The organism is Microcoleus sp. MON1_C5 (assembly GCF_036701875.1).
In the GTDB taxonomy this organism is placed as follows: domain Bacteria; phylum Cyanobacteriota; class Cyanobacteriia; order Cyanobacteriales; family Microcoleaceae; genus Microcoleus.
Window position 1 is genome coordinate 1 of sequence record NZ_JAUBRN010000060.1, and the last position, 2,722, is coordinate 2,722.

Sequence of the window (2,722 nt, forward strand, 5' to 3'; positions counted from 1 at the left end):
ACTCGTTCAATTTTTCAAAACCTCAATATCCCTTATGGCACGTTTTCCTCTGCGTAGAGTGACAAAAGAGGGTTAAATTGTAGCACTTGTTTAGCCCGTTCTGATCCCTAATTCCTTTTGGGGTTTACCCTTCAATCATCTCTAAAATTGTCTCAATGTCTGCGAGTGTTGCGGTTGATTTCTTACACTTGGCTTTTAGCCTGTTTAATAAATCAGCAGCCTCTGGTAGCTCCATTTCAGGGCGTCGGGTATGGTACAGTTCAATCCTCATGTCACTCACTAAATTTTGAAGTCGCTTACATTCACCCTTTAATCGCTTCACCTCGTCAATTGAAACGCCTGTGTCACGCGATAAGACCTGTTTCTTTTCTACTTCGGAACCACCACACCTATCTCATGTGTCACGCGGTTCGATTGTGTTGTCAAGTTGTCGGGCATAGTCGAGAGTAGCGTCAGCCAGGGCGATCGGAACTCGAATAGTGCGAGTCGGACCGCTCTGCCAAGCAGCTTTAAAGCGGGAATTTTTGATTGAATCTTCGTGTCCTTTAGGGTTAGGCATAATAAATTGAATCCCTTGTGTCAAGCGTTTCAACTATTCTAGCAAGAACACCCAGTAGTTTCAAGCGCGTGACACACGAGTTTTTGGTGTCCTCAGCCGGACGGGCAGGCGACTATTTTTCCGATGGCCGATTTTTTAATTGTGACTACGAAGAAGACAATGGCGGCCAGTCGTAAAAATCCCGCTGGGGAGCTTTAGGCGGGGATAGGGTAATTTCCCACTCGCTCCAAAACCTTGTTCTAGTTGGGGATACTCTAATTTTCTGAACTCTCAAGTTTTAAGAGCTACGTTCTTGTTACCAATTACAGATAGACTCTGGCTGGAGAGGACAAGTCTTGGGTGCGCTCAAATTTTTGCTGAGGTAAAGAGCGGTCAGTTTAGTCAAGGATGCTAGCGGTTTAATGTCCTTGATTTGATTGTTGTTGAGGTTGAGATCGGTCAGGTTAGTTAAAGATGCTAGCGGTTTGATGTCGCTGATTTGATTGTTGTGGAGATCGAGTACAGTCAGCTTAGTCAAGAGACACCTCCCAAAAAGCCTGTTAACGACAGCCAGGATGTCTACCCCACAAGAATTATGAGAGAAGCCTAAAGATGCTAGCGGTTTGATGTCCTTAATTTTATTGTTGTTAAGGTTGAGCCTAGTCAGGTTAGTCAAGGATTCTAGCGGTTTGATGTCACTGATTTTATTGTTGTTAAGGTTGAGCCAATTCAGGTTAGTCAAGGATTCTAGCGGTTTGATGTCACTGATTTTATTGTTGTCGAGGAAGAGCGAAGTCAGGTTAGTCAAGGATTCTAGCGGTTTGATGTCACGGATTTGATTTTTGTCGAGCCAGAGGTAATTCAGTTTAGTCAAGGATTCTAGCGGTGTGATATCCCCGATCTGATTGCTGTTGAGGGAGAGGTAATTCAGTTTAGTCAATGATGCTAGCGGTTGGATATCCCCGATCTGATTGCTGTTGAGGGAGAGGTAATTCAGTTTAGTCAATGATGCTAGCGGTTGGATATCCCCGATCTGATTGCTGTCGAGGGAGAGGTAATTCAGTTTAGTCAATGATGCTAGCGGTTTGATGTCACGGATTTGATTTTTGTCAAGCCAGAGCTGAGTCAATGTAGTCAAGGATGCTAGCGGTTTGATGTCCTTGATTTGATTGTGGGTGAGGGCGAGGTAATTCAGTTTAGTCAATGATGTTAGCGGTTTGATGTCCTTGATTTGATTGTGGGTGAGAGCGAGGTAATTCAGTTTAGTCAATGATGCTAGCGGTTTGATGTCGCTGATTTGATTGTTGTCGAGGGAGAGCCAATCCAAGTGAGTCAAAGATGCTAGCGGTTTGATGTCACGGATTTGATTTTTGTCGAGCTTTAGTTTCGTGAGACTCGAAAGTTGTTGATCAGCCGCCTTGCACTCAGTAGTTCCCGCTTTCTTCAACAACACCTCAACAGTATGTTTAGTTTCAGGACTCAAAGAAGCCTTTTTGTGACACCAATTAGCAAATGTCCCTTCACTATCGCCCCGTTGTTTCTGCACGAGCCATGAGAAAAGTTCATTTCTACTAATTTGCGACTGACCCCATATTCCCACTAACAGAATGCTGACCAATCCTATCGAAGTCAATTTCATCAATTGGGAGTAATTCATTAGCATCTCCTAAAATGTGGTAGATGTCAAAAATAAAGATATCGCCAACACTTTAGCTGACTTTAGCCCGACGTTCTTGAAACCGTGGTACAAACCCTTGGCATTGACAGAGAGTGTTTGGTTCAGGGCTTTTATCTTAAATAGCTTATGGTGTAAGCTGTTCCAACATGAGCTCAGTATACCCATTTTCTTTACTCCAACTTACACCACTCAAGATTTGAAAAAAATTGTTTGATTCAGGGCTTTTATCTTAAATAGCTTATGGTGTAAGCTGTTCCAAAATGAGCTCAGTATACCCATTTTCTCCACTCCAAATTACACCACTCAAGATTTGAGAGAGATTGTTTGGTTTATGGCTTTTATCCTAAATAGCTTATGGTGTAAGCTGTTCCAACATGAGCTCAGTATACCCATTTTTTCCACTCCAAATTACACCACTCAAGATTTGAGAGAGATTGTTTGGTTTATGGCTTTTATCCTAAATAGCTTATGGTGTAAGCTGTTCCAACATGAGCTCAGTATACCCA

General features: G+C 42.8%; 2 protein-coding genes. Both read right to left on the bottom strand.

Going from position 1 to position 2,722, the window contains the following annotated elements; genetic code table 11:
• Positions 1 to 394: 394 nt before the first annotated feature.
• A complete protein-coding gene (locus tag QUA71_RS23385; RefSeq protein ID WP_333288695.1) occupies positions 395 to 559 on the bottom strand; it encodes a hypothetical protein in 165 nt (54 codons plus the stop codon).
• A gap of 295 nt (positions 560 to 854) precedes the next feature.
• On the bottom strand, positions 855 to 2,195 hold the full coding sequence (locus QUA71_RS23390; protein WP_333288697.1) for a leucine-rich repeat domain-containing protein: 1,341 nt from the start codon (positions 2,193 to 2,195) through the stop codon (positions 855 to 857).
• Positions 2,196 to 2,722: the final 527 nt, after the last annotated feature.